Annotated in this window: 23 protein-coding genes and 1 pseudogene; 13 read left to right on the top strand and 11 right to left on the bottom strand. The window is 67.2% G+C overall.

The window, feature by feature from the left end; translation table 11 throughout:
• The first annotated feature begins 81 nt into the window (after positions 1–81).
• On the top strand, positions 82–1,938 hold the full coding sequence (locus KDH83_RS10175) for an EAL domain-containing protein (protein ID WP_349291616.1): 1,857 nt from the start codon (positions 82–84) through the stop codon (positions 1,936–1,938).
• Positions 1,939–2,085: 147 nt separating this feature from the next.
• Here the strand turns inward: KDH83_RS10175 and KDH83_RS10170 are convergent.
• A pseudogene (locus KDH83_RS10170) lies at positions 2,086–3,519 on the bottom strand (methyl-accepting chemotaxis protein); the annotation flags it as partial.
• Between the two features lie 228 nt (positions 3,520–3,747).
• On the opposite strand from KDH83_RS10170, the gene KDH83_RS10165 reads away from it, so the two are divergent.
• Both KDH83_RS10165 and KDH83_RS10160 read left to right on the top strand, forming a co-directional pair.
• Positions 3,748–4,908: an acyl-CoA dehydrogenase family protein gene (locus KDH83_RS10165; RefSeq protein WP_212315029.1), complete on the top strand. Its 1,161-nt coding sequence runs from the start codon at positions 3,748–3,750 to the stop codon at positions 4,906–4,908.
• Complete coding sequence (locus tag KDH83_RS10160; RefSeq protein WP_212315082.1) at positions 4,905–6,281, top strand: MmgE/PrpD family protein; 1,377 nt, start codon at positions 4,905–4,907, stop codon at positions 6,279–6,281. Before KDH83_RS10165 ends, KDH83_RS10160 begins: the two co-directional genes overlap by 4 nt.
• 83 nt (positions 6,282–6,364) lie before the next feature.
• Here KDH83_RS10160 and rph read toward each other — a convergent pair whose 3' ends face one another.
• Positions 6,365–7,102, bottom strand: coding sequence for a ribonuclease PH (gene rph / locus KDH83_RS10155; RefSeq protein ID WP_103274523.1), 738 nt, complete (start codon positions 7,100–7,102; stop codon positions 6,365–6,367).
• Positions 7,103–7,303: 201 nt separating this feature from the next.
• On the opposite strand from rph, the gene KDH83_RS10150 reads away from it, so the two are divergent.
• The 3 genes from KDH83_RS10150 (at position 7,304) to KDH83_RS10140 (ending at position 9,379) form a co-directional block, all read left to right on the top strand.
• Positions 7,304–8,236, top strand: coding sequence for a YicC/YloC family endoribonuclease (locus KDH83_RS10150; RefSeq protein WP_212315027.1), 933 nt, complete (start codon positions 7,304–7,306; stop codon positions 8,234–8,236).
• Positions 8,237–8,738: 502 nt separating this feature from the next.
• A complete protein-coding gene (locus KDH83_RS32505) occupies positions 8,739–9,098 on the top strand; it encodes a type II toxin-antitoxin system RelE/ParE family toxin (RefSeq protein WP_249204998.1) in 360 nt (119 codons plus the stop codon).
• On the top strand, positions 9,095–9,379 hold the full coding sequence (locus KDH83_RS10140) for a helix-turn-helix domain-containing protein (RefSeq protein ID WP_212315025.1): 285 nt from the start codon (positions 9,095–9,097) through the stop codon (positions 9,377–9,379). Before KDH83_RS32505 ends, KDH83_RS10140 begins: the two co-directional genes overlap by 4 nt.
• A 444-nt stretch (positions 9,380–9,823) precedes the next feature.
• On the opposite strand, the gene KDH83_RS10135 is transcribed toward KDH83_RS10140, so the two are convergent.
• The 8 genes from KDH83_RS10135 to KDH83_RS10100 all read right to left on the bottom strand — a co-directional run bounded on the left by KDH83_RS10135 (position 9,824) and on the right by KDH83_RS10100 (position 17,253).
• Positions 9,824–10,576, bottom strand: coding sequence for an amino acid ABC transporter ATP-binding protein (locus tag KDH83_RS10135; protein WP_212315023.1), 753 nt, complete (start codon positions 10,574–10,576; stop codon positions 9,824–9,826).
• Between the two features lie 115 nt (positions 10,577–10,691).
• Positions 10,692–11,384 (bottom strand): amino acid ABC transporter permease, encoded by a 693-nt coding sequence (locus KDH83_RS10130; protein ID WP_212315021.1) that lies wholly within the window; start codon positions 11,382–11,384, stop codon positions 10,692–10,694.
• Between the two features lie 6 nt (positions 11,385–11,390).
• Positions 11,391–12,158: an amino acid ABC transporter permease gene (locus KDH83_RS10125; RefSeq protein ID WP_212315018.1), complete on the bottom strand. Its 768-nt coding sequence runs from the start codon at positions 12,156–12,158 to the stop codon at positions 11,391–11,393.
• Positions 12,159–12,160: 2 nt separating this feature from the next.
• Complete coding sequence (locus KDH83_RS10120) at positions 12,161–13,096, bottom strand: transporter substrate-binding domain-containing protein (RefSeq protein ID WP_249204997.1); 936 nt, start codon at positions 13,094–13,096, stop codon at positions 12,161–12,163.
• 74 nt (positions 13,097–13,170) lie between these two features.
• Complete coding sequence (locus tag KDH83_RS10115) at positions 13,171–14,328, bottom strand: aminotransferase class V-fold PLP-dependent enzyme (protein ID WP_212315016.1); 1,158 nt, start codon at positions 14,326–14,328, stop codon at positions 13,171–13,173.
• Positions 14,329–14,364: 36 nt separating this feature from the next.
• Positions 14,365–14,775: an OB-fold domain-containing protein gene (locus KDH83_RS10110; protein WP_212315015.1), complete on the bottom strand. Its 411-nt coding sequence runs from the start codon at positions 14,773–14,775 to the stop codon at positions 14,365–14,367.
• A 70-nt stretch (positions 14,776–14,845) separates the two neighbouring features.
• Positions 14,846–16,006, bottom strand: a complete 1,161-nt coding sequence (locus KDH83_RS10105; RefSeq protein WP_212315011.1) for a thiolase family protein — start codon at positions 16,004–16,006, stop codon at positions 14,846–14,848.
• Entirely contained in the window at positions 16,006–17,253 is a 1,248-nt protein-coding gene (locus KDH83_RS10100; protein ID WP_212315009.1) for a CoA transferase, read from the bottom strand. The genes KDH83_RS10105 and KDH83_RS10100 overlap by 1 nt, the downstream gene beginning before the upstream one ends.
• 146 nt (positions 17,254–17,399) lie before the next feature.
• On the opposite strand from KDH83_RS10100, the gene KDH83_RS10095 reads away from it, so the two are divergent.
• Positions 17,400–18,125, top strand: coding sequence for an IclR family transcriptional regulator (locus tag KDH83_RS10095; RefSeq protein ID WP_212315007.1), 726 nt, complete (start codon positions 17,400–17,402; stop codon positions 18,123–18,125).
• A 6-nt stretch (positions 18,126–18,131) separates the two neighbouring features.
• Here KDH83_RS10095 and KDH83_RS10090 read toward each other — a convergent pair whose 3' ends face one another.
• The gene (locus KDH83_RS10090; protein ID WP_249204995.1) at positions 18,132–19,259 is read right to left on the bottom strand and encodes a porin; all 1,128 of its coding nucleotides are present in this window, start codon (positions 19,257–19,259) and stop codon (positions 18,132–18,134) included.
• A gap of 314 nt (positions 19,260–19,573) precedes the next feature.
• Between KDH83_RS10090 and KDH83_RS10085 the strand changes: the two genes are divergently transcribed.
• From KDH83_RS10085 to KDH83_RS10060, 6 genes are all read left to right on the top strand, one after another.
• Entirely contained in the window at positions 19,574–20,602 is a 1,029-nt protein-coding gene (locus KDH83_RS10085; RefSeq protein ID WP_212315005.1) for an ABC transporter substrate-binding protein, read from the top strand.
• A 3-nt stretch (positions 20,603–20,605) separates the two neighbouring features.
• Entirely contained in the window at positions 20,606–21,424 is an 819-nt protein-coding gene (locus KDH83_RS10080) for an ABC transporter ATP-binding protein (RefSeq protein WP_249204994.1), read from the top strand.
• Positions 21,424–22,263, top strand: coding sequence for an ABC transporter permease (locus tag KDH83_RS10075; protein ID WP_212315004.1), 840 nt, complete (start codon positions 21,424–21,426; stop codon positions 22,261–22,263). Before KDH83_RS10080 ends, KDH83_RS10075 begins: the two co-directional genes overlap by 1 nt.
• A 168-nt stretch (positions 22,264–22,431) precedes the next feature.
• On the top strand, positions 22,432–23,817 hold the full coding sequence (locus KDH83_RS10070; protein ID WP_212315003.1) for an FAD-dependent oxidoreductase: 1,386 nt from the start codon (positions 22,432–22,434) through the stop codon (positions 23,815–23,817).
• Positions 23,814–25,001 (top strand): CoA transferase, encoded by a 1,188-nt coding sequence (locus KDH83_RS10065; RefSeq protein ID WP_249204993.1) that lies wholly within the window; start codon positions 23,814–23,816, stop codon positions 24,999–25,001. The genes KDH83_RS10070 and KDH83_RS10065 overlap by 4 nt, the downstream gene beginning before the upstream one ends.
• Positions 24,998–25,581 (top strand): enoyl-CoA hydratase-related protein (locus KDH83_RS10060; protein ID WP_212315002.1); only part of this gene is annotated, 584 nt, incomplete at its 3' end. The genes KDH83_RS10065 and KDH83_RS10060, both read left to right, overlap by 4 nt.

Raw genomic sequence — 25,581 nt, 5'->3', positions numbered from 1 at the left:
ATGGCAATCGCGCAACAAGACAGACATATTTTATTGTCACTATGGATAATCTTGTCACTGATCGTATCTGACGCACCGGCGATGAACTCTCTTCACGCTTTGCCCCGGCCGGTTGCGGCCGGCGCTCCCCATTCCATTCCGGCAGTGGGGTCTGGTCACGCCAGTCTGGCCGGCATCTTGCGCGAACGCCTCCTGCAACCCCGCTTCCAACCTGTCATCGACCTGGCCCAAAGCCGCATCTACGGCCATGAAAGCCTGATCCGCGGCCCGTCGGACTCGGCGCTGCACTTTCCCGACGCGCTGTTCGCCGAGGCCCGCCGCCAGGGCCTGCATCCCCAGCTGGAACTGGCCAGCTTCCGCGCCGGCGCCCAGGGCTTCCATGAAGCCCACGCCCAGGGCAAGCTGTTCCTGAACCTGTCCGGCTCGGCACTGATCCATTACTGGACGCTGTGGGGCGACGAAATGCCGCTGCGGCTGCTCAAGGATTGCGCGCTCGAACCCACCAGCATCATCGTCGAGCTGACCGAGCAGGATCCGCTATCCGAGCACATGGCCGCGCTGGGCAGCGCCTTCGCCTGCCTGCGCGACTGCGGCATGCGCATCGCGCTGGACGACTACGGCGTGGGCAATTCCAACCTGCAGCTGTGGGCCGAGATGCAGCCCGATCTGGTCAAGATCGACCGCTACTTCTTCCGTGGCATCGGCCAGGACGACCGCAAGCAGAACATGGTGCGCGCCATCCTCAAGGTCGCCCAGCACCTGGGCACCGCCATCGTGGCCGAAGGCATCGAGACGGCCGAGGACCTGGCCGTGGTGCGCGAGCTGGATATCCGCTACGCCCAGGGCTGGCTGCTGGGGCGGCCCGAAGAAGCCCTGCTGACCGAACTGACGCAGCCGCTGCGAGATTCGCTGCGCGTGCGCACGCCCACGCCGCTGGCCCAGCGCTCGGCCGGCGGCACCGCCGCCAGCCTGAGGGTCGAGGCGCCCGCCGCCCTGCTTGGCAAACACACCAACGACGATGTGCACCGCCTGTTCATGGAACACAAGCACCTGCATGCCGTGGCCGTGGTCGACGCCGACAACCGCCCGGTCGGCATCATCAACCGCCGCGATTTCTCCGAGCACTACGCGCAGCGCTACACGCGTGAGCTGTTCGGCCGCGATACCTGCTCCACCTTCATGAACGGCGAGCCGGTGCTGGTCGACCTGAACGTGTCGATCGACCAGCTCAGCCACGTGCTGATCTCCGAAGACCAGCGCTACCTGATGGACGGGCTGATCATCACCCGCGACGGCCGCTACGACGGCCTGGCCACCGGCGAGACGCTGGTGCGCTCGGTCACCGAGATGCGCATCGAGGCCGCCCGCTACGCCAACCCGCTGACCTCGCTGCCCGGCAACATCCCCATCAGCCGGCACATCGCCACCCTGCTCGATGACGCCGAGGACTTCACCGTCTGCTATGGCGACCTGAACAACTTCAAGCCGTTCAACGACGTCTACGGCTACTGGCGCGGCGACGACATGATCCTGCTGACCGCCGAGGTCATCAAGCGGCATTGCGATCCGCTGCGCGACTTCGTCGGCCATGTCGGCGGCGACGATTTCGTGGTGCTGCTGCGCAGCCCCGACTGGATGGAGCGGGTGCAGCGCATCATCGCCGAGTTCAACGACCGCGCCATGGACCTCTATGACGACGAGGGCCGCCGCAACGGCGGCATCGAGGCCGAGGACCGCTACGGCGTGCCGCGCTTCTTTCCCTTCGTGACCCTCGGCGTGGGCGCGCTGACGGTCACGCCTTCCCTATGCGAGCGCATCCGCCCGGAGGACATCGCGTCGGCCGCCGCGCACGTCAAGCACAAGGTCAAGCATGGGAACCTGTCGCTGGTGAGCGAGCGCTATACCGGCGGATCCCTGGCGCAGCTCGCCGGCGGCTGAGGCCTGCCGCGCCTCGTCCTCTTCCTGGGCGATCTGGAACACCGCCACGGCGCGCCGCAAGGCCTGCGCCTGGCCTTCCAGCGCAGCGGCCGCCGCCGCGGTCTGCTCGACCATGGCGGCGTTCTCCTGCGTGGAGCGCTCCACGTCGGCCACGGCCAGGTTGACCGAGGCGATGCCGGCGGCCTGCTCTGCCGTAGCGCTGGAGATCTCGGCCACGATCTGCGTCACGCGGTCCACCGACACCATCATGTCGCGCATGGTGTCGCCGGCCAGGCCGACCTGGCGCACGCCGGCCTCGACCCGCGCCGCCGAATCGTCGATCAGGCCCTTGATTTCCTTGGCCGCCTGCGCGCTGCGCTGCGCCAGCGAACGCACCTCGCCCGCCACCACGGCGAAGCCCTTGCCCTGCTCGCCGGCGCGCGCCGCCTCGACCGCCGCGTTCAGCGCCAGGATATTGGTCTGGAAGGCGATGCTGTCGACCACGCCCACGATCTCGCCGATGCGCCGCGCGCTGTCGGCGATGCCGCGCATACTCTGCACCACTTCGTCGACCGCCTGGCCGCCGCGCTGGGCCAGCTGAGTGGCGCTCTGCGCCTGGCGGCTGGCCTGATCGGCGTTGCCGGCGGTCAGCTGCACGGTGTGCGCCAGCTGCGTCATGTTGGCGGCCGCTTCCTGCAATGAACCAGCCTGGCGCGCGGTGCGGTCGGACATGTCGGCGCCGCCCGCGGCGATCTCGCCCGAGCCGGTATGGATTTCCTCGACGCCGTAGCGCACCGAGGCCACCGCCTCGGTCAGACCGGTCTGCATGCGGCGCATGGCCGAGTACAGCACGCCGATCTCGTTGTCGCCGCGCAGCGCGATCGCGCCGGTCAGGTCGCCGTCGGCGATGCGGTCGAAATGCGCGCCGGCCTCGTTCAGCGGGCGCAGGATGCCGCGCCGGAACGCCAGGCGGATCAGCACGGCCAGCAGCACCACCAGCCCCAGCACCACCGCCGCCACCAGGATGACCCTGGCCAGGGTATCGCTGGCGCCGGCCACCGCCGCCTCGCCGCGCTGGCGCGCGTAGGCCTGGTAGGCCTCGGCCTGCCTCACATAGGTGCTGCCGCTGCCCGGCAGCACCTTGTCGACCAGGCGATTCACCTCGATGCCGTTCCAGCCCTGTATCGCCTTCTGCATGGGCGCCAGGGTCTGGTCGGCGAAGGCCGCGTAGGCGGCCAGCATCTGGTCGAACAGCGGCGCGCCCTGCGCGCTGGTGTCCGGATTGGCGCGCAGCCGCGCTAGGCTGTCGGCGGCCTGCTTGAGCAGGGTCTCGGACTGCTTGATCGACGCATTGCGCGCCTCTTCCAGCCCGCCTTCCATGGCCGTCTTGGCATCGGTCAACGCGGCGCGCGCCTGGAACAGACGGCTGGTCATGTCTGCCAGGTCGCTGGCGCGCTCGATGCTGCCCTTGCCCAGCGCTTCAATATCGGCGCGATTGTCGCGCAGCACCGCGATGCCCGCGGCGGCGGCCGCCGCGAACAGCACCACGAACAAGGCCAGGATCGCCGACAAGGCCGTGGTGACTCTCAGATTCTTCCGCATATCCATCCCATCGCCCTGCCTCCAGGGCACATCGCGAATGATTATGCGGACACAGTTTGGCAAATTCTTGACACAACCCGGCCCCTTGCATGACAAACCCTTGTCATGATCGCGCGCTTAGGCGCGGAGCAAGCCCGTGTTAATGAATTGTGAATTGGCAGCCCCTGCGCCTTGCGGCACAGTCCATCCTGTACCGAATTTCCATCCATCACGATCCAAGAAGCCCCCATGCCCCAAGCCTCCCACGCCTACCAGGACATCCGCGAAGCCGTGCGCGACCTGTGTTCCCAGTTCCCCGGCGAGTACTTCCGCAAGATCGACGAAGAGCGCGGCTATCCCGAGGCATTCGTCCGCGCGCTGACCGAGGCCGGCTGGCTGGCTGCGCTGATTCCCCAGGAATACGGCGGCTCCGGACTGGGCCTGACCGAGGCCTCGGTCATCATGGAGGAAATCAACCGCAGCGGCGGCAATTCCGGCGCCTGCCACGGCCAGATGTACAACATGGGCACGCTGCTGCGCCACGGCTCCGAGGCGCAGAAGTGCGAATACCTGCCGCGCATCGCCACCGGCGAGCTGCGCCTGCAGTCGATGGGCGTGACCGAACCCACCACCGGCACCGACACCACCAAGATCAAGACCACGGCCGTGCGCCGAGGCGACCGCTACGTGATCAACGGCCAGAAGGTCTGGATCTCGCGCGTGCAGCACTCCGACCTGATGATCCTGCTGGCGCGCACCACGCCGCTGGACCAGGTGACGCGCAAGTCCGAGGGCATGTCGATCTTCCTGGTGGACCTGCACCACGCGATCAAGCACGGCATGACGGTGCGCCCGATTCCCAACATGGTCAATCACGAGACCAACGAGCTGTTCTTCGACAACCTGGAAATCCCGGCCGAAAACCTGATCGGCGAGGAAGGCAAGGGTTTCAAGTACATCCTGGACGGCCTGAACGCCGAGCGCACGCTGATCGCCGCGGAGTGCATCGGCGACGGCTACTGGTTCATCGACAAGGTCGCCGCCTACGCCAAGGAGCGCACCGTGTTCGGCCGCCCCATCGGCCAGAACCAGGGCGTGCAGTTTCCCATCGCGCGCGCCTACGTCAACGTCGAGGCCGCCAACCTGATGCGCTTCGAGGCCTGCCGCCTGTTCGACGCCCACGAGCCCTGCGGCGCGCAGGCCAACATGGCCAAGCTGCTGGCGGCCGACGCCTCGTGGGAAGCGGCCAACGCCTGCCTGCAGTTCCACGGCGGCTTCGGCTTTGCCAACGAGTACGATGTGGAGCGCAAGTTCCGCGAGACCCGTCTGTATCAGGTGGCGCCAATCTCCACCAACCTGATCCTGTCCTACGTGGCCGAACACATCCTGGGCCTGCCCCGCTCCTTCTGACGATGACGAACGCCTCCCACACCCCCCACCTCAGCGCCGAGCTGGCCGCCTTCGCGGCCGGGCTGCGCTACGAGGACATTCCCGCGCCGGTGCTGCGGCGCGCCGAGGACCTGCTGCTGGACTGCCTGGCCTCCATCCTGGCCGGCGCCTCGGCGCGGGCGGTGCTGGCGATCGAGCGCTATGCCGCCGCCATGGGCCCGGCCGACGGCCCCAGCGAGGTGCTGATCAACCGCCGGCGCACCACGCCGCTGTTCGCGGCCATGGTCAACGCCGCCGCCGCGCATGTGGTCGAGCAGGACGACGTGCACAACGGCTCGGTGTTCCACCCCGCCGCCGTGGTGTTCCCGCCGGCGCTGGCCGTGGCCCAGGCGCTGGGACGCTCGGGACGCGACCTGCTGACCGCCGCCGTGGCCGGCTACGAGGTCGGCATCCGCGTCGGCGAATTCCTCGGCCGTTCGCACTACAAGATCTTCCACACCACCGGCACCGCCGGCACGATCGCGGCCGCCGTCACCGTGGGCCGGCTGCTGAACCTGGACGCCGAGCAGATGCTGCATGCGCTGGGCTCGGCCGGCACCCAGGCGGCCGGGCTATGGGAATTCCTGCGCGATGCCGCCGATTCCAAGCAGCTGCATACCGCCAAGGCCGCCGCCGACGGCCTGACCGCCGCCTACCTGGCGCGCGATGGCTTCACCGGCGCCCGCCACATCCTGGAAGGCCCGCAGGGCATGGCCGCGGGCATGTCGCGCGACGCCGATCCCGCCAAGCTGTGCGACCGGCTGGGCACGCGCTGGGCGCTGGCCGAAACCTCGTTCAAGTATCACGCCTCCTGCCGCCACACGCATCCGGCGGCGGATGCGCTGCAACAGGCGCTGCGCGAGCATGGGCTGAGTCCGGACGATATCGAGCGCGTGGTCACGCACGTGCACCAGGGCGCGATCGACGTGCTGGGGCCGGTGACCGATCCGCGCACCGTGCATCAGTCCAAGTTCTCGATGGGCACGGTGCTGGCGCTGGTCGCGCTGCAAGGCCGCGCCGGTCTGGCGGAATTCGACGCCGGACTGGACGACGAACGCGTGGCGGCGTTCCGTCAACGCGTCGTAATGGAGCTGGATCCCGAAGTCGACGCCGCCTACCCGCAGCGCTGGATCGGCAAGGTCACGGTCCATACCCGTGACGGCCGCCAGCTGCGCAGCCGCGTGGACGAACCCAAGGGCGATCCCGGCAACACGCTGTCCCGCGCCGAGATCGAAGACAAGACGCTGCGCCTGGGGCGCTACGCCGATGCCGCCACTGAAAGCGAACTGCGCGCGCTGATCGGCACGGTGTGGGGCCTGGAAAAGGCGCAGACCCTGGGGCCGCTGCTGGGTTGAAGCAGGCGTGGCGGCCCAGCCCGGAACGGGCTTGGGCCGTTGCGGACCGGCGTCGCATCGCGCCAGCCCGCGCAAGGATTGAATCAGCCGGCCAGCGCAGCCCGCTGCGCCCGCACCAGCCCGGCGATGCCGCCCTCGGCCAGCTCCAGCATGCGGTCCAGCTCCGCGCGGGTGAAGGTCGCGCCCTCGCCCGTGCCCTGCACTTCCACGAACGCGCCGCCGCCCGTCATGATGACGTTGACGTCGGCGTCGCAGGCCGAATCTTCCTCGTAGTCCAGGTCCAGCACCGGGCGGCCCTGCACCAGCCCCACGGACACCGCCGCCACCGCGTCGCGGATCGGGCTGGCGGCCAGGTCGCCGCGCTTCATCAGCAGCGCGATCGCGTCGGACGCCGCCACCCAGGCGCCGGTGATGCTGGCGCAGCGCGTGCCGCCATCGGCCTGCAACACGTCGCAGTCCAGGTGCAGCGTGCGCTCGCCCAGCGCCCGCATGTCGAACACCGCCCGCAGGCTGCGGCCGATCAGGCGCTGGATTTCCTGGGTGCGGCCGCTCTGCTTGCCGCGCGCGGCCTCGCGGTCGCCGCGCGTGTGCGTGGCGCGAGGCAGCATGCCGTACTCGGCCGTGACCCAGCCCTCACCCTTGCCTTTCAGGAACGGCGGCACTTTCTCCAGCACGCTGGCCGTGCACAGCACATGCGTGTTGCCGGCCTTGACCAGCACGGAACCTTCCGCATAGCGCGTAAAGCCGCGTTCCAGGCTGAAGGGGCGCAATTCGTCGACGGCGCGGCCGGACGGGCGGGCAATGGCGGGGGTGGTGGTCACGATGACTCCAGGGCAAGAATTCAGATGGCGGCATTGTAAGGGCTTGCGCCCTGGCGAAACGCCGCGCCCCGCCCAGGAACCCCGCAAAATGCGGCGGCATGGAGTATCCTGCCGCGATATTGGCGCTCGCGCGCCCGCGAACGCCCTGTGCAGGCGGCCGCGACGCGCCATCCCTCCGGCAAAGAACAGGATAGACACACCATGATCCGCAGCATGACCGCCTTCGGCAACGCCAAGGCAGACCTGGAACAAGGCACGCTGGCGCTCGAACTGCGCAGCGTCAACAGCCGCTTCCTCGACCTGTATTTCCGCCTGCCCGACGAGCTGCGCCATGTGGAAACGCCGCTGCGCGAACTGCTGACGGCGCAACTGGCGCGCGGCAAGGTCGAGATCCGCGTGTCCTTCACGCGCAATGCCAGCGCCGACATGTCCCGGCTCGACCCGGCCTGGCTCGAGACGCTGTCCGAGCAGCTGCAGGCCGCGCGCCGCATCCTGCCCGACATCGCCTCGCCCCGCCTGGTGGAACTGTTCAACTGGCCCGGCCAGCGCGGCAACGACGCGCTCGATCCCCAGGTCTGGGGCGCCGCCTGCCTGCAGGCCGCCCAGCAGGCGCTGACGCAGTTGCAGGAAGGCCGCGAGCGCGAAGGCCAGCGCCTGGCCGCGATGATGCGCGAGTGCGCCGACGGCGTGGGCCGCATCGTCGAGACCGTGGAAAGCCACCTGCCCCAATTGCTGGCCGAGCATCGCGAGAAGCTGGCCGCCAAGCTGCGCGAGAGCGTGGAAACCGCCTTCCCCGGCGGCTTCAATCACATCTCGGGCACCGAGCTGTCCGAACGGCTGGCCCAGGAAGCCAATCTGTTCGCGCTGCGCATCGACGTGGCCGAAGAGCTGTCGCGGCTGCGCTCGCACCTGGAAGAACTGCGCCATCTGCTGGGCGACGGCGGCGGCAAACCGGCGGCGGGCAAGAAGAACGCCGGCAGCGCCGGCAAGCGGCTGGATTTCCTGTTCCAGGAAATGAACCGCGAAGCCAATACGCTGGGCTCCAAGGCCGGCAGCATGGACGTGACGCGCGCGGCCATGGATCTGAAGCTGCTGATCGAGCAGATGCGGGAACAGGCGCAGAATTTGGAGTGATGAATCAGTAAGGCATGGATATGGCCTCTGCGGCATCGCGGAACGTAGGCTGAACCATGTCTTGCCGCCCACGGGGGGGGATCTACGACCCGTACGAGTCCCCTCCGGAACGCAGGGCTTGTAAGCGCCCGGCAGGCTATCTACACGCAGTGGAGCACGGGAAGTGACTGTCCGACTCCAACGATGGCGAAATGGATGACGAATTCGTCTCGGTCTCCATAAGCAACCCATTGCGCCTCAATACAATCCTGCCGACAGCTCGTTAAAAGCAGAGCAACCCAGGCCATGGATGGGCGCCAACGGGTTCACTCAGCACCACGGCCTGGTACAGATCCGAGCGCATCCTACGCCAGCCCGGTCTCAACGGCACGCTGTTCTCCCGCAAGCGGAATTTCGACGGGCAGACGATCCCATATGAGCGTACAGAATCCGTTGAATGGCGGACTCGTCTCCTGGAACCATTTTCCAACTGCGCTTGTTTTACATAATCCATTGGATTAGTATGGAATACGAAGTCATGCACGGCATCGCCGAACTGCCCTCCTATATCCGTCTGGCCAGCAAGCTCCTGAGCGCGGAAGAACGCCAAGATCTAATCGGCTATCTGGCCGAGCATCCCAAGGCTGGGGACATCATGGAAGGCACGGGTGGCGTACGCAAACTGCGATGGCGCCGTGGCGACCAGGGTAAAAGCGGAGGAGTGCGCGTCGTCTACTACTATCACGATGACCTCATGCCGCTATACCTGCTGACAATCTTTGCCAAAGGCGATAAAGCGAATCTGACCAAAGCCGAGCGCAACGATCTGGCCGATTTGGTCGGTGTATTGGTGAACATCTGGAAAAGACGAGCGGAATCATGAGCGCCACATTCAACAACATCAAGCAAGGCTTGCAAGAAGCCATCACGCACGCCGGGGGCGATATCCGTGGCGTGCGCGTATATCGTCCCCGCAAGGTCGATGTAAAAGCCTTGCGGGCCAAGGTGGGCATGACTCAGGAACAGTTCGCCGCCCGATTCGGTTTCTCCACCGCGACTTTGCGGCACTGGGAGCGCGGCGACCGCACTCCGAGGGGACCGGCGTTGGTGCTGCTCAACGTGATCGAGCGGAATCCCGAAGCGGTCATGGAAGCATTGGCGTGAGCGGAAATCAATCAGGTTGGCACAGCTCAGAGTGGTTCAGATTCTGATCATCGCTTCCCTGCCCTTTCAACCACGGCATCTTCACACCGCCTCGGCGGACCCCGTGTGCATCTGAAAGCCTCCCTCTTCGCTGGTCTCAAAAACGAGGTCAGGCTCGAGCCGGAAGACTGGGCAGAATATGCAATTCCTCATCAATTGCTCTTGAAACGTCGCAGAAATTCCTGAGCGCGGACATTCTGTCGAAGATCCTTGCCGCTTCGATGGGATCCTCAACGTCGATCTTGTTCGCCAAAAGGAAAACCGGCATGCATTGGCGCTACTCATGAGCAATCGCCAGTTTCAGGAAGGACATTTCCATCAGGCACATGGGGCTGGGAATTGCCCCGTTCGCGGACTTCGTCAGATTCTCGCAGAGAGCGTAGCCTATCGCGAACCGCCCGGTCCTCAATGCAGGATCTGCTCCAGGAACCGCCGCGTGCGCTCCTGCGCCGGCGCGCCGAACATCTGCTCCGGCGTGCCGGCCTCCACCACCGCGCCCTGGTCCATGAACACCACCCGGTCGGCCACCTGCCGGGCAAAACCCATCTCATGCGTGACGCAGATCATGGTCATGCCCTCCGCCGCCAGCGCCAGCATGGTGTCCAGCACTTCCTTGACCATTTCCGGATCCAGCGCCGACGTGGGTTCGTCGAACAGCATGATCCTGGGGCGCATGCACAGCGCGCGGGCAATGGCGACCCGCTGCTGCTGTCCGCCCGACAGCTGGCCCGGATACTTGCCGGCCTGATTGGCCACGCGCACCCGGTCCAGGTACAGCTCGGCGCGCTCCCGCGCTTCCTGCCGCGATACGCCTAGGCAATGCGCCGGCGCCAGCATGCAGTTTTCCAGCACCGTCAGATGGGGAAACAGGTTGAAGTTCTGGAACACCATGCCCACGTCCTGCCGCGCCCGCGACAGGGCCTCGCCCGACTCCGGCAAGGCCTGTCCGTGCAGCAGGATTTCTCCGTCCGTATAGCCCTCCAGCCCGTTGACGCAGCGAATCATGGTGGACTTGCCGGAACCGGACGGGCCGCAGACGATCACGCGCTCGCCCTCCCCGACCTGCAGATCGATGTCGCGCAGGACATGGAAATCGCCGAAATGCTTGTTGAGCTTGCGCAGTTGCACAGCGGGCGTGGCGGACAAGGGAGCGTTCATGGCGGGGACCTCCGTGGGGACAGGAAAGCAGCGGTGTTCGGATTCGAGATTCAGATTCGGGATTCAGACTACGGGCTCGGACGCCGGGCGCCGATCCGGCATCCGGCTCCGGCGCTCAGACCGGCGCGGCCGCTGCGGTGCGCTTGCGCAGCCAGGCCACCGCCTGCGACGCGCAGGCACAGATCAGCAGGTACATCGCGGCCACCGTCAGGTACAGCTCGACCAGGCGCGCGTCGCGCTGCGCGATCTTGGACGCCGCGCCCAGCAGGTCGGTGATGGACAGCACATACACCAGCGACGTGTCCTGGAACAGGATGATGGTCTGGGTCAGCAGGATCGGACTGACCGAACGCAGCACCTGGGGCAGGATCACCAGCCAGTAGCTCTTCATCGTGGACATGGACAGCGCGCGGCAGGCTTCGTATTGCCCCTTGGGCACGGCATTGAGCCCCGTGCGGATGATCTCCGCATAGTAGGCCGCCTCGAACATCGCGAACGTGATGAAGGCCGTGTACACGGGTCCGATCGGCACCGGCCGGGGCGCGCCCGTGGCCCACATGAGCAGCAGCGGCGCCAGGAAGAAAAACCAGAACAGCACCATGATGAGCGGTATCGCCCGCATCAGCGTGACATAGCCCGTGGCCAGCGGGGCCAGCACCGGAATCCGCAGATGGCGCACCAGCGCCAGCGCGATGCCCAGCACCAGGCCGCCGGCGAAGCTGCTGGCGGTGAGCTTCAGCGAAAACGCCAGGCCGTCCATCAGATAAGGCGCGGCGCGGGAAATGGCGCCGAAATCGAAGCTGTCCATGGCGGTTCAGACCTCCTTCAGCGATTTGCCGGCGCGGCCTCGGCTGCGGACGGCGGGCGCCGGCTCATTGCCGGGAATCCGCAGCCGCCGCTCGATCAGGCGCATCAGCGCGTACACCATGAGCGCCAGCCCCAGATAGGCCAGCGTGGCGGCGCCGAAGGCCTGGAAGGTCTGGAACGTGAATTCATTGATCTGGCGCGCCTGCGCCGTCAGTTCCAGCACGCCGATGGTGAGCGCCACCGAACTGTTCTTGAACACGCCCATGACCTCGCTGGTCAGCGTCGGCACGATGATGCGCAGCGCCTGCGGCAGCAGCACCAGCCGGTAGGCCTGCAAGCCGCGCATGCCCAGCGCGTCGGCCGCCATGCGCTGGCCGCGCGGCAGCGCTTCCAGGCCGGCCTTAACCTGCTCGGCCACGCGCGCCGCGGTGTAGAGCGCCAGGCCCAGCAGCGCGGGGATCACGCTGCCCCAGGGCGGCGGGATCTCCTTGATCGCCTGGCCCCAGGCGCGTGGCAGCAATTCCGGCACGACGAAGTACCACACGAACATCTGCACGATCACCGGCACGTTGCGGAACACTTCGACGTACAGCCGCGCCAACAGCGCGATGGGTCGGCTCCTGGCGGTACGCCCGCAACCCACCGCCACGCCCAGCGCGAAGGCGATCGCCCAACTCGCCAGCGCCAGGAACACCGTCCAGCCCAGCCCCGACAGCAGCCAGTCCAGATAGCGTCCGCCGCCGTCGGGCAGCTCTTCGAGCAGTACGCTGAACATGGTCAGAAGTCGACTTTGTCGCTGGGATGGGCGATCCGCTCGCGCAGCTTGTCGGAGATGGGGAACGCCAGGTTCACGCCACGCGGCGGGATCGGCGACTCGAACCATTTCCGGTAGGCCTGCTCGAACGAGCCGTCCTTCATCATGCCGGTCAGCACGCCGTCGACCAGCGCCTTGAAGGCCGCGTCGTCCTTCTTGAACATCAGGCCGTAGTAGCCGACCTCATAGCCGCCTTCCAGGAAGGCATAGGCGGAGGGATCGCGGGCATTGGCGCGCTCGCCCGCCAGCAGGATGTCGTCCTCCAGGAAGGCTGCGGCGCGGCCGCTGCCGAGCGTCAGCATCGACTCGCCGTGATCCTTGGCCTGGATGACGTTCAGTCCCAGCTTGCCCTCCTCATTGATGCGGCGCACGAAGCCGACCGCGTTCGAACCCTGTGTCACGACCACGGTCTTGCCCTTCAGGTCGGCCGGCGTCTTCAGCCCGGCGTCGGCGCGCGCCAGCCAGCGTGGCTGGCCGGCGAAGGTGGCCACCGAGAACGACACCTGCTTCTGGCGGGCCAGGTTGTTGGCCGTACCGCCGCATTCGATGTCGACCGTGCCATTGACCACCAGCGGGATGCGGTTCGAGGAATTCACCGCCACCTGCTTGACCGTCAGCTTGGGCAGGTCGAGCTGGCGCCGGACGCGGTCGATGATGGCGGCGCACAGGTCCAGGGAGAACCCGACGGGTTTCTGCTCGCCGTCGAGAAAGGAGAATGGCACCGAAGATTCGCGGTAGCCCAGTGTCATCGTTCCGGTCTCCTTGATCTTGCCCAGCGTGCCTTCCAGCGGCTGCGCCCAGGCGCAGGAGACGCCCAGCAAGGCGGCGCCCAGCAAGGCGGCGCCCAGCAAGGCGGCGCCCATGGCGACGGACCAGCGGCGCAGGTGATGAATGCTCATGATGTTCCCCTTGATGTTCAGGCATCTCGCCGGATCGATGTCCGGCTGTTGCGCGCGCCGACAGCGGCGCGCCGTCAGGCCAGGGCCCGCGTCCGCAGCCCGGCTTCCACCAGCTGGGCGAAACGATCCACGTCGTCCGCCGTATTGAAGAGTCCGAACGAGACGCGGATGCCGTCCCGTTCGGGTGACACCCGCACGCCCTCGCCCGTCAGATACTCCAGCCACGGCTGCGTCGGCAGCGCCAATACGTAGATGTGGGCACGGCGGGCGCGTTCGCGCGGACCGACCAGCGCCACGCCGAGCGCGTCCATCCGTTCGATCAGGCGATCCCCCAGCGCCAGCACGTGATCCTCGATGCCGGCCACGCCCACGCTCTCGATCAGATCCAGCGCTGCCTCCAGCGCATGGATGTCGGGCAGGTTGTAGTTGCCGGTCTCGAAGCGTCCTGCATCCTCGCGCAAGCCCAGGTCGGATGGGTCGGCGACCAGGTCGGCGGGCGGGCGCGCCAGCGCCGACAAGGCCAGGTACGCCGGGCGCATCTTGCTCGACAGGTCATGGTCCACATACAGCAGGCCCAGTCCCTGCGGCACCAGCAGTCCCTTGTGGCACCCAGCCGCCAGGATGGAAATACCCATGGCCTTGACATCGATCGGCACCACGCCTGCCGACTGCATCGCGTCCACCACCATCGGCACGCCGCGTTCGCGGCACAGCGCGCCGATGCCGGCGATGTCGTGCCGATGGCCGGCGTGGAAGGTGACGTGCGACAAGGACACCGCGCGCGTGCGCGCGTCCATGTGCGGCGCGAACAGCGCGGCATCGGCCACGCCGCGCCGCAGCGGGATGAACTGCACCTCGACGCCCTGGCGAACCAGGTTGAGCCAGGCATAGGCATTGTTCGGATGGTCGCCCTCGATCAGCAGCACTTTGTCGCCCCGCGTCAGGCCCAATGCGTTGGCCGCGATGTTCAGGCCTTCCGAGGTGTTCTTGGTGAAGGCGATTTCGCCGGGCAGCGCACCGAGGAAGGCCGCCACGCGGGCGCGCACCTGCTCCACCCGTCGCAGCCAGACGGGCTTGGGGCCGCCGTGGAGATGCGCCGCCAGATAAAAGGCGTCCAGCGCCTGGCGCACCGGCGTGGCCAGCGGCGTCTGGTGCGCGGCGTCCAGATAGAGCATGTGCCGGCGTACCGGGAAATGCTCGCGCAGGGTATCGAAGGTCGCGGAATGGGTCATGGCGGCGTAGTCCGGAAAAGGATGGAATGGCCTGGATCAATCGAGCCGGAATGCCGCGATCTTGCGGCCCGGCCCATGCTCCAGGAAGACGGCCGACACGCGTCGCCCGGCCAGGGACTCGCCGTCCAGCGGCGCGCCCGGCAACTGGCCGTACAGGCACGGCCCCTCGTCCAGCTCGATGGCGGCGAACACATAAGGCGCGTCGGCATTGAAGCCGTCGTGGTGGGTGCGGCGCACGGTGGTGTGCGAGATCACCCTGCCCTGTCCGCTGGCCTGCACCCATTCCAGTCCATCGGCGCGGCAATACGGGCAGCACACGCGCGGATAGAACACGTGCCGGTCGCAGGCGCCACAGTGCTGGATCAACAGCCTGCCCTGGTTGCAGCCGTCCCAGAAGGGCCGGTTGAGCGCATCGACGCGGGGTTGCGGCTTGAAGGGGTGGCCCACATCCGTTCCAGAACTGGCCGAAGACGCGGCGGACAATGGACCGATCGGATCGCTTGGCATCTTGTTCTCCTCACTGAACCCGTTCCAGGATGGCGGCGCTGGAGCACAGCCCCCGGCCATAGGCCACCATGCCGTAGCCCGACACCAGCCCCAGGCGGCAATCGAGCTGGCGTTCGCCCGCGCGGCCAAGCAACTGGGCGGCCGCTTCGTACACGCCGATCATGCCGCCGCTGGCTCCAGCCTGGCCGGCGGACAATTGGCCCCCGCCGGTATTGATGGGCAGCGTGCCGCGCGTGGTGATGTCGGTGCTGCGCAGGAATTCATGTGCGCGCCCCGTTGCGCACAGGCCCAGGCCTTCCATCTGCACGCAGGCCATGACGGGATAGTCGTCATAGAGCTGGGCAAAATCCATCTGTGCCGGCGCCACGCCGGCGCGTCCGTACAGGCGGTCCGACAGGCCCGTCCAGCCGCCCGGCACCGCATAGGGATCATTGGCGGGATAGTTGTGGATCTCCTCGGCCGCCAGGATCCGCACCGAGGGGCCGCCCAGCCGAGCCGCCGTGCGCTCGGACGCCAGCACCACCGCGTCGCCGCCGGCGCAAGGCATGACGCAGTCGTACAGGCGCAGGGGATCGGCGATCGGCTTGGCGCCCAGGTAATCGGCCATCGTCAGCGGCGTCTTGAACAGCGCGTTCGGATTGCGCAGCGCGTTTTCGCGCAAGGCGATGCAGAACCGGCCGAAATCCTCGGGTTCGGCGCCGTGCCGCTCCATGTACAGGCGCGTGTGCAGCGCGAACATGCCATTGGCGCCGCCGAAGCCCTGCGGCGACATGTATTCCTTGATGGAGCCGTTGAAACGATCGAGCGTCTCGTTGTGGGCCGCCACGTCGAAGGCGTCGGCCGCCAGCACCAGCGCCACGTCGCAGGCGCCGTCGCGGATCGCGCGCGCCGCGTGCGCCATGCCGATGATGCCGGACGCCCCGCCATACAGCCCCTGGAACAGAAAGCGCGCCTCGATGCCCAGGTGCTCGGCCACCGTGGGCGCATTGTCCGGCGGCAACAGGAAGCAGCTGACGGCCAGCCCGTCGACTGCGCCCCAGGACAAACCGGCATCGGCCAGCGCCGCGCCGCCAGCCTCGTACATCAAGCGCTGCACGCTCTTGTCGCCCCGCTTGGCGTAGGGCGCCTGCCCGGCGCCGACGATGCGCACGCCCTCGAATGCCCCGGCCATCAGATCACTCCCTGCTCGGTCAGCGCCGAGAATTCCGTTTCGGACAGACCCAGCGCGCCCAGGTAGATTTCCCGGTTGTCGGCGCCCAGCTTGCGTCCGGCGTGGCGCACCTCGCCCGGCGTTTCCTGGAAATGCGGCACCACGCCCTGCATGCGGACCTGGCCGAAATCCTCGTCCTGCACAGAGACGATGTTGTTGCGGGCCAGATAGTGCGGATCACGCACGATGTCGCTGATGTCCAGCACCGGCCCGGCCACCACCTCCGCCGCCTCGAACAGCGCCATGACGTCGGCGCAGTCCCGCTCCCGGAACCAGCCGGCGATGATGGCGTCGAGCGCCGTGTCATGCGTGCAGCGCAGCGCGTTGTCGGCGAAGCGCGGATCCGAGATCAGTTCCGGCATGCCCAGCGCCTGCGCCAGCCGTTCGAAGGTGCGCTGCGAGCTGGCGGATATGCCGATCCAGCGGCCGTCGCGCGTTTCGTAGGTATTGCGCGGCGAATCCTCGGCCAGCCGGTTGCCCAGGCGCTGCTTGACGATGCCCAACTGGTCGAAACCGATCACCTGCGATTCGACCAGCCGGAACAGCGGCTCGTACAGGCTGACGTCGATCTCCTGCCCACGGCCATTGCCGTGGTCGCGGTTGTAGACGGCGAACATGGCCGACATGGCGGCAAAGGTGGACGCCACCGAGTCGGCCATGGGAAAGCCCGGCAGGGTCGGCGGCCGGTCCGGCGCGCCGGTGAAGGACGGAATGCCGGAGAACGCCTCGGCGATGGTGCCGTAGCCGCCGCGTCGGGCATAGGGGCCGGTCTGGCCGAAGCCGGACACGCGCACCATGACCAGCCGGGGATTGATCCGGGACAGTTCTTCGTAGCCCAGCCCCCAGCGCTCGAAGGTGCCGGGACGGTAGTTCTCGATCAGCACATCGGCGTCACGCACCAGTTCGCGGAACAGTTCCTGGCCGCGCGGATGGGACAGCGTCAACGTGATCAGGCGCTTGTTGCGGGCGATGACCTTCCACCACAGCGACAGGCCCTCTTTCATCGGCGTCCAGTGCCGCATCGAATCGCCGGTGCCGGGCAGTTCCAGCTTGATGACGTCGGCGCCGAAGTCGGCCATCTGGGTCGCGGCCAACGGGCCGGCGATCATGTTGCCGGCGTCGATCACGCGCAGGCCCGCGAGCGGCCCCTTGCGTGGCGTCGGGCGTTGAGCATCCGCGTTGGCGGGGAACTTCGTGGTGCTGGGCATTGCGCATCGTCCTTTTCAGGGGGGCTTGCAACAAGCGCTGGCTTCACGCTAGACTTTCGAATATTGGAAGTTTTTATCTCACTATTGAGTAAATTATGCGCAGCGATCCGCAGGCTGTCGCTAGGGATCAACCCCTAGACCGTTTGTTGCATGTGCTCGAGGTGGTGGCCCAGGCCGACCGTCCCATTTCCATGACCGACGTGGCCGCGGCCTGCGGCCTGCCGGTGCCGACGGCGCACCGCCTGGTAGCCCAGCTGGAAGAAAGACGGCTGCTCAAGCGCGTGCTGGGCAGCAAGAAACTGGCCGTGGGCGCCGAACTCGTGAACCTGGGCGCGGCGGCGGTGCAGGCGGCGCTGCGGGCCGATCCGGCACATCAGATCCTGACCGCGCTATCCAGCCGCATCGGCGAGCACTGCCAGATCGGCCAGCGGGCCGACAACGAAGTCGTGTACGTAGATGCCGTCTATGCGACACGATCGCAGGGCCTGCACTTCTCGCAGGGCCGGCGCTCGCCGCTGTATTGCACGTCGATCGGCAAGCTGTTCCTGGCCGACCTGCCGCCCGAGCAGTTCGAATGGTGGCTGGCGCACGCTGCGCTCAAGCCGGTCGCGCCGAACACCATCGTATCGGCCGATGCGCTGCGCAGCGTGGTCGACGCCGTGCGCAAGGAACAATGGGCGGCCAGCAACGAAGAAGTCGAGGCCGGCGTGGTGGGCTGCGCCGTGCCCATCCGCAATGCGCAAGGCCGGCTGATCGCCGGCCTGGGCATTTCGGTGCCCAGCGCGCGGGTGTCGTTCGACGCGCTGGAAGCGTTCCGCCAGCCGATGCTGGCGGCGGCCGCCGAGATCTCGGCGACGCTGGGGCAGGAATAGGCGCGCTCAGAACCTGTGCCGCATGCCCACCACCGTCGAGACCTGGCTCCTGCCCGATGAGGGCAACAGCGTATAGATCTGCGCGAACTGCGCGTCGCCGGCCGCGCGCTGATAAATGCCCGTCACATACAGGTCTGTCCGCTTGCTCAGGAAATAGTCCGCGCCGATATTGATCTGGTGCCATTTCGGACGGGTTTCCGACGGCTTGTACGCGCCCCAGGTGTAGATATAGGCAAGCCCGACCAGCAGGCGCGGCGACAGGTTGTACGTGGTCGACACTTCGGCGTTGTTCAACCCCAGCCGGGTCCGGTCCAGGTAGTCGAAGCGCACATGCGTGTAGAGCAGCGACACGCCCAGCGCGCCGAACTTGTAAGCGCCGCCCGCGCCGAAGATCCGCTGACGGTCCACGCCCGCGCCGCCAGGGCTCTTGACGAAGGGCGAGCTGAAGCCATAGTCCGCCACCACCGCCCCGTCCTGGTTGGTGGGACTGTTGGGTGTGTTCACCACTTCATACATCGTGCCCAGCGACAGCCCGCCGCGCTGGTAGTTCAGGCCCAGCGCGTAGGCGTTGTTCGACTGCGACTGCGTCTGACCGCCCAGGCTGTACATGCCCGAGACCTGCAACCCGTCGTACACGGGGCTTTTGTAGATCACCGTATTGTTGACGCGGAAGGTGTTGAACACGTTGTCGCTGTCGCCGATATGCGTGCCATAGGCCGCGAATTGCGTGGCGGACTCATAGGACCACAGCACGGCATTGGCCAAGTCGTACTGGCGTCCCAGCGTGATGGTGCCGTAGTCGTTCGATTGCAGGCCGACATAGACCTGGCGTCCGAACATCCGGCCATTCTGCGACGCGGTGCCGTTGGTCATGGAAAAACCGCTTTCCATGACGAAGACCGTCGACAGCCCATCGCCCAGGTCTTCCACGCCGCGCAATCCCCAGCGCGGCGTCTGCATGGGGCCGTTGACCGCCTTCACGCTGGAACTGCCGCCCTGGTTGTTGGTGTAGGCGACGCCGGTGGACAGCAAGCCGTACAGCGTGACATTGGAGTTCTCTGCATGCGCCGAGGCGCATGCCAGCGACGCGGCCGCGGCCGCGATGACGCTACGTTTCATGACAGCGAAAAACATGTGGGGGTCTCCTCCTGGCATCTCTTGTTGGTGAGATTTGCGTGGATTGTCGGCTCAGGAAAGTCGCCGCAGGAAGCATAGATTTTTGCCACGGCCACTCGAATATTTCGCGCACCCGGCGATCCGGCGCATGCCGCGCGACGCGCGCCTGAGCGTTACCGAGCGCTCTAATTTCGGCATCGGTATCGCTCGAAAAACGGTTCTTGTCAGCGCACTGCCCGAAGGCCAGAATGCATTCCACAACGCATCGACCGGCACAGCCGGCACCCCCGCAAGGCCTGCGGCGGGCACATAAAACCAAGGAGACAAGGGCAATGAAAAATCTGGATTTGAACGATCCCAAGCGGCGGCGCCTGATGCAGGCCTCGCTCGTGATGGGAGGACTGGGCGCCCTGCTATCGGTACGCGCGGCCGCCGCCCAGCGCTCGGCGATCAGCATGCAGCTGGGCTGGGTTCCCGGCGGCGGACAAGTGGGCGAAGTGGTGGCCAAGCGGCTGGGCTTCTATGAAAGGGAAGGCATCGATCTCAAGATCGAACCCGGCGGGCCCAACATCGATGGCGTGGCCATCGTGGCATCGGGCCGTGGCCAGACCGGACAGGTCTCGTCCAGCCCGTCGGTCATGCTGGCGGTGTCCGAGGGCCTGCCGATCAAGTGCTTCGCTGTCGGCGTGCAGCGCCATCCCTACGCCTTCTTTTCGCTGGGCAAGAACCCGATCCGCAAGCCTCAGGACATGATCGGCAAGCGCATCGGCATACACGCGACCGGCATGGTGCTGCTCAAGGCCATGCTGGCCCGGCACCAGATCCCCGAGAGCCAGGTCAGCATCGTGCCGATCGGCTCGGACATGATGCCCCTGCTCAGCGGCCGCGTGGACGCCGTGGCCGGCTGGCAGACCAACGTCTCGGCGCTCAAGGCGCTGGGCGCCGAGCGCGTCGACATGAGCCTGTGGGACTCCGGCGTGCGCCTGTATGCCCTGCCCTATTACGCGCACACCGACACGTTGCGCGATCATCCGGACCTGCTGCAACGCTTCCTGCGCGCGACCGCCAGCGGCTGGCACCACGCCAACCGCAATCGCGACCAGGCGGTGGAACTGCTGGTCAAGGAGTTTCCCAGCCTGAACCTGGCCGACGAGCGCGTCGCGATCGACGTGTTCATGGAGTACGTCTTCAACGACGAGACCAAGGCCAAGGGCTGGGGCAACATGGATCCGGCGGTATGGCAGGAGCAGATCTCCGCCTATGCCCAGCTCGGGCAGTTCCGCGCCCGCACGCCCAAGGTCGAGGACATCATGACGCTCGACATCCTGCAGGCCACCCAATCCGCGCGACTGGCGGGGTAAACGATGCAACAAGCGATTCAATCCCCATCCGCCAGGACGGGCGCCGCCGGCGCGCGCCCTGAGCTGTCGATCAGCTGCCGCGACATCAATGTCCGGTTCTTCAGCGACCGGCGCAGCACGACCGCGATCGAGGGCCTGAGCCTGGATGTCCCGGCGGGCGAGTTCCTGACCCTGCTCGGCCCCTCCGGCTGTGGCAAATCCACGTTCCTGCGCGTGGTGGCCGACCTGGTGCAACCCAGCCGCGGCGAGATCAAGGTGCTCAACGACGCTCCTTCCGCCGCCCGCGCCCGGCGCGACATCGGCTTCGTGTTCCAGGACGCGGCCCTGCTGCCCTGGCGCACCGCGCTGCAGAACGTCGAGCTGCCGCTGGAGGTTGCCAATGGCCGCTCGCGCGCCGGCAAGGCGACGCCGCGCGAACTGCTGGAACTGGTGGGCCTGAAGGGCCGCGAGGACGCATACCCCCATGAAATGTCCGGCGGCATGCGCCAGCGCGTGGCGATTGCCCGCGCGCTGGTGAGCGATCCGCGCGTGCTGCTGATGGACGAACCGTTCGGCGCGCTGGATGAGATCACGCGCGACCGCCTCAACGAGGAACTGCGCCGCGTCTGGCGCGAGATGGGGCTGACGATCCTGTTCGTCACGCACAGCATCCACGAAGCGGCCTTCCTGGGCCAGCGCGTGCTGCTGCTTGCCGCCAATCCCGGCCGGGTCAAGGAGATCGTGCCGGTGATGCTGCCGGAGCAACGCACGCTGGCCACCCGCGACACGGCGGAATTCGTTCAACTGTCCGCGCATCTGCGGCGCGTTCTGGAGACCTGCTGATGAGCGCGTCCGAAATGAAACTGAATCTGGCCAAGCCCGGCATCGACGCCGAGGCGGACGCCTACCGGGCCAGCCGTCGCCGCAGCCTCTGGCGTTCACGCTCGCTGCCGGCGCTGGGCATCCTCGGCATCGTGGCCGCCTGGTGGGCGGTGGTGGCGATCTTCGACGTCAAGCCCTTCATCGCGCCCACGCCGGGCCTGGTGCTGCAAACGCTGTACGACAAACGCGACATCCTGCTGCAGAACCTCATACCGACCGCGGTCGAGGCCGCCGGCGGGTTCCTGCTCGGCAACCTGCTGGCGGCGCTGCTGGCGACGGTGTTCGTGCACAGCAAGACGTTGCGGGAGATCTTCTATCCGGTCGCCGGCATGATCAATTCGATCCCGATCGTCGCCAAGGCGCCGATCCTGGTGCTGATCATGGGCAACGGCATCGAGCCCAAGATCACGATCGCCGCCATGGTGTGCTTCTTCCCCACGCTGGTGAACATGGTTCGCGGGCTGGAAGACGTCAACCCCCAGTCGCTGGAGCTGATGCGCGTGCTGTCGGCCAGCAAGCGCGAGATCTTCTTCAAGCTGCGCCTGTACAACTCGCTGCCCTATCTCTTCTCGGCGCTGCGCATCGCCGCCTCCATGTCGGTGATCGGCGCGGTGGTCGGCGAATGGATCGGGGCCACGGCAGGCGTGGGCGCCATGATCATCCAGGCCACCTACGCCTTCGATTCGGCCCTGCTGTATGCCGCGATCGTCCTGTGCGCGGCCTTGTCCGGCAGCTTCTTCCTGATCATCACCCTGGTGGAGCGCTGGCTCATCAAATGGAAGCCCGAGCAGTCGCATTGAGCGGCACGTAGCGCAACGGCCCAACACCCAAGAACCCGCTGGACGCGGTCCCCGGAACGCTGGCATCCCTGCCCGGCGGGGACCGCCGCAGCCCAAGCGCACGCCTCGACGGCGCGCGCCCGCCCAGCGATCGGCACACTTTTTCGGAACACAGCCTGGAGGATAGACATGACAAAGATCGGCGATTGGCTTGAACGGCCCGCCCGCGACGCACGGGTCGCGGCGCAGGCGGACGTGGTGGTGGTGGGCGGCGGCCCCGCCGGACTGTCCGCCGCCCTGGCGGCGGCGCGCAACGGCGCCCGGACCATCCTGCTGGAGCGCTACAACCATCTGGGCGGCCTGGCTTCCGGCGGCATGGTGCTGGTGCTGGACGACATGTGGGACAGCCATCTGCGCGAGATCTCGGTGCGCGGCAACTGCCTGGACATGATCGAGCGCATGGCGGCGATGGGGCTGGCGCGTTTCCCCCGCTCGGACGAATGGGGCGAGGATCCCGCTGCGTACCGGCGCTGGGGCCGCTGGGGCACCTTTGATTTCCATAGCCAGAAGACGCCCCACCCCATCTGCTTCGCCGCCGCCTTCGACCCGGACGCCTACAAGCGCGTGGCGCTCGAAATGGTGCAACAGGCCGGCGTGCAGCTGCGCCTGCATTCCTGGTTCTCGCAGGCCCTGGTCGACGGCGACCGTATCAAGGGCGTCATCTGCGAAACCAAGAACGGCAGCGAGGCGATCCTGGCGGACATGGTCATCGACGCCACTGGCGACCTGGACGTCGCCGCCTCGGCCGGCGCGCCGCACATCAGCGACAGCTACATCACCACCACCGTGTTCCGCCTGGGCGGCGTGGACACCGAGGCGGCCGAGCGTTACGAGCGCGAGGAGCCCGAGGCCTATGCCGAGCTCGACCGCCAGATCAAGCGCGTGCTGGGCGGCTCGTGGGGCATCTGGTGGATGAAGACGCCCCTGCCCGGCGTGGTCTGGTGCAACTGCCCGCACATGGCCGGCATCGACGGACTCAAGGTCGAAGACCTGACGCGCGCGGAAATCGTGGGCCGCCAGCACATCCACGCGCTGGTCGACTTCGTGCGCGGCAAGCTGCCCGGTTTCGAGCATTGCTTCGTCGTCGACGTGGCCCCGCAGACCGGCGTGCGCCAGACCCGCCTGCTGGACGGCGAGTATGTGATGACCAAGGAAGACGTGGTGCAGCGCGTGCGCTTCGACGACAGCATCGCGCGCGGCCGCGACTACTACTACCCGTTCCGCGCCCTGCTGCCCAAGCGGATCGACAACCTGCTGGTGGCCGGCCGGCACTATTCGGCGACCTCCCAGGCCCAGAAGATATCCCGCGAGATCCCGCCGTGCATGGCGATGGGCGAAGCCGCCGGCACGGCCGCCGCGCTGGCGCTGAGCGCGGGAGTTGCCGCGCGCGATGTCGACGTGCGCGCCTTGCAGAAAACGCTGCGCGCCCAGGGCGCCGACCCAGGCGACCAGACCGGCCGCAACGCCGACGTCCCGGCCCTGGCCGCCTACGTACGCCAGGCCGAAACCGCATGAGCATCATGGAGAACCGCGATATGCAACAAGACCTGCCGCTGAGCGGCGTGCGCGTGATCGATTTCACCCAGGTGATGATGGGGCCGGTCTGCACGCAGACGCTGGGCGACTACGGCGCCGACGTCATCAAGATCGAGCGCAAGGGCGCGGGCGACCTCAGCCGCTCCACCTTCGAACCCGTGGCCGGCGCCGACAACCCGATCTTCTGCAGCCTGAACCGGAACAAGCGCAGCGTGGCGCTGGATCTGCGCGATCCGGCGCACATGGCCCAGGTGAAGGCGCTGATCGCCGGCGCCGACGTCGTCGTCAACAACTTCCGCGCCGGCGTCATGGAGCGCATGGGCCTGGGCTACGACGATTGCAAGGCGCTCAACCCGCGCGTCATCTACGCGGTCGGCACCGGTTATGGCGAGACCGGCCCCTACGCATTCAAGGGCGGCCAGGACGTGCTGGCCCAGGCGATATCCGGCGTGATGGCGCGGCGCTCGGACGCATCGGTGCCCGTCTCGGTCTACCCGACGGCGCTGGCGGACTATTCGGCTGGCATGCACATGGTGCAAGGCATCCTGCTGGCGTTGCTGCACCGCGCGCGTACCGGCCAGGGCCAGAAGATCAGCGTGTCCCTGTACAACTCCATGCTGGCGATGCAGATGCAGGAAGCCGCCATGATCCTGATGGCCGATTCCGAGGTCAACTGGGCGGCCATGCCCCTGTGCGGCGTGTACGACACCCGCACAGGGCCGCTGGTGATGGTGGGCGCCTTCAAGCCCAATCCGCTGCGCGACATCTGCGCGGCGCTGGAAATCGACGACCTGTCCGCCGATCCACGCTATTGCGACCTGACGCAGCAGTTCAAGAACAAGGCGGCGCTGCAGGCCGTCTTCCGCGAGCGCTACGCCAGCAATACCCGCGAACACTGGCTGGCGCGGCTGGAGGCGGTCGACATCCTGTGCTCGCCCGTGCGGGATCTGCGCGAAGCGCTGGTCGACCCGCAGACGCTGCACAACCAGATGCTGATCGAGGGCGACGGCGAGGGCCAGCGCGTGCGCTTCATCAACAGCCCGATCACGATGTCCAGCGCGCAGGTCAGCCTGCGCCGCGCGCCGCCCAGGCTCGGCCAGCACAACGAGGACGTGCTGCGCGAGCTGGCGCAAGCTGCGGATACCCCCAAGGAGGCGCCATGAGCGTGCATCTGCGAATCGAGAACCATGTCGCCACGGTGACGCTGGCGCGGCCCGACGTGCTCAACGCCGTCGACCTCGCCACCGAGGCCGAGCTGCAACGCATCTGGACCGAGATCGAGGGCCGCGACGACATCCGCGTGGTCGTGCTCACCGGCGAAGGCGAGCGCGCCTTCTGCGTGGGCGCGGACCTGAAGAACCCCACCACCACCGGGCTGGAATACTGGGGAGCGGCGCGGCCCGGCGGCTTCGGCGGCATCGCGCTGCGCGAGACCCTGAACGTGCCGGTCGTGGCCCGCGTCAACGGTTTCGCGCTGGGCGGCGGCTTCGAGATGGTGCTGGGCTGCGACATCGTGGTGGCCTGCGAGGAAGCCAGCTTCGGCCTGCCGGAGGCGCTGGTGGGCCGCATGCCGCTGGACGGCGGCATGACGCTGCTGCAGCGGCAGATTCCCTACCGCAAGGCGATGGCGATGCTGCTGACGGGTCGCCGAATCCCCGCGCGCGAGGCGGCCGAGCTCGGCCTGATCAACGAAGTGGTGCCCCGCGCCGGCCTGGACGAGGCGGTCCGGCGGTGGGTCGACGC

The organism is Achromobacter sp. Marseille-Q0513, assembly GCF_018195695.1.
GTDB lineage: Bacteria > Pseudomonadota > Gammaproteobacteria > Burkholderiales > Burkholderiaceae_B > Achromobacter.
The sequence above is the reverse complement of the archived record's forward strand: the minus strand, read 5'-3'. Positions and strand labels throughout refer to the sequence as shown.

Excerpts from the sequence above, each read along its gene's own strand:
- KDH83_RS10085 (WP_212315005.1), top strand. The coding sequence starts at position 19,574 with ATGAAAAATCTGGATTTGAACGATCCCAAGCGGCGGCGCCTGATGCAG.
- KDH83_RS10135 (WP_212315023.1), bottom strand. The coding sequence starts at position 10,576 with ATGAACGCTCCCTTGTCCGCCACGCCCGCTGTGCAACTGCGCAAGCTC.
- KDH83_RS10120 (WP_249204997.1), bottom strand. The coding sequence starts at position 13,096 with ATGAGCATTCATCACCTGCGCCGCTGGTCCGTCGCCATGGGCGCCGCC.
- KDH83_RS10150 (WP_212315027.1), top strand. The coding sequence starts at position 7,304 with ATGATCCGCAGCATGACCGCCTTCGGCAACGCCAAGGCAGACCTGGAA.
- KDH83_RS32505 (WP_249204998.1), top strand. The coding sequence starts at position 8,739 with ATGGAATACGAAGTCATGCACGGCATCGCCGAACTGCCCTCCTATATC.
- KDH83_RS10140 (WP_212315025.1), top strand. The coding sequence starts at position 9,095 with ATGAGCGCCACATTCAACAACATCAAGCAAGGCTTGCAAGAAGCCATC.
- KDH83_RS10065 (WP_249204993.1), top strand. The coding sequence starts at position 23,814 with ATGAGCATCATGGAGAACCGCGATATGCAACAAGACCTGCCGCTGAGC.
- KDH83_RS10115 (WP_212315016.1), bottom strand. The coding sequence starts at position 14,328 with ATGACCCATTCCGCGACCTTCGATACCCTGCGCGAGCATTTCCCGGTA.
- KDH83_RS10070 (WP_212315003.1), top strand. The coding sequence starts at position 22,432 with ATGACAAAGATCGGCGATTGGCTTGAACGGCCCGCCCGCGACGCACGG.
- KDH83_RS10175 (WP_349291616.1), top strand. The coding sequence starts at position 82 with ATGAACTCTCTTCACGCTTTGCCCCGGCCGGTTGCGGCCGGCGCTCCC.
- KDH83_RS10165 (WP_212315029.1), top strand. The coding sequence starts at position 3,748 with ATGCCCCAAGCCTCCCACGCCTACCAGGACATCCGCGAAGCCGTGCGC.
- KDH83_RS10125 (WP_212315018.1), bottom strand. The coding sequence starts at position 12,158 with ATGTTCAGCGTACTGCTCGAAGAGCTGCCCGACGGCGGCGGACGCTAT.
- KDH83_RS10100 (WP_212315009.1), bottom strand. The coding sequence starts at position 17,253 with ATGCCCAGCACCACGAAGTTCCCCGCCAACGCGGATGCTCAACGCCCG.
- KDH83_RS10090 (WP_249204995.1), bottom strand. The coding sequence starts at position 19,259 with ATGTTTTTCGCTGTCATGAAACGTAGCGTCATCGCGGCCGCGGCCGCG.
- KDH83_RS10105 (WP_212315011.1), bottom strand. The coding sequence starts at position 16,006 with ATGGCCGGGGCATTCGAGGGCGTGCGCATCGTCGGCGCCGGGCAGGCG.
- KDH83_RS10130 (WP_212315021.1), bottom strand. The coding sequence starts at position 11,384 with ATGGACAGCTTCGATTTCGGCGCCATTTCCCGCGCCGCGCCTTATCTG.
- KDH83_RS10080 (WP_249204994.1), top strand. The coding sequence starts at position 20,606 with ATGCAACAAGCGATTCAATCCCCATCCGCCAGGACGGGCGCCGCCGGC.
- KDH83_RS10075 (WP_212315004.1), top strand. The coding sequence starts at position 21,424 with ATGAGCGCGTCCGAAATGAAACTGAATCTGGCCAAGCCCGGCATCGAC.